The 384-nt window shown below is 75.5% G+C and carries 1 protein-coding gene; it reads left to right on the forward strand.

From position 1 onward, the window contains the following. A partial coding sequence (locus ON29_RS29810) for an amidohydrolase family protein (RefSeq protein WP_040871438.1) occupies positions 1 to 384 on the forward strand: 384 nt, incomplete at both ends.

Raw genomic sequence — 384 nt, forward strand, 5'->3', positions numbered from 1 at the left:
CGAGTGCGGCACCGGATTGCGGCCGCTGCCCGGCGAGGACGATCTGGACGCCCGCGGCGGCTGGTTGCTGCCCGGACTGCACGATCATCACCTCCATCTGCGGGCGCTCGCCGCGCAGGCCTGGTCGGTGCCGGTCGGCCCGCCACACGTCCGGGATGCCGCCGCGTTCGCCGCGGCGCTGAGCCGGGCGGACGCCGAACTACCGGCGGGACGGTGGATTCGCGGCGTCGGCTACCACGACAGTGTCGCGGGGCCGCTCGACCGGACGGTGCTCGACCGCCTTGTCCCGGATCGGCCGGTGCGGATCCAGCACCGATCCGGTGCGCTGTGGGTGCTGAACTCCCGCGGCTGCCGGGAGACCGGGGCGCACGGCTGCGCGCTGCC

It is taken from the genome of Nocardia exalbida NBRC 100660 (assembly GCF_000308575.1).
Taxonomy (GTDB): Bacteria; Actinomycetota; Actinomycetes; order Mycobacteriales; family Mycobacteriaceae; genus Nocardia; species Nocardia exalbida.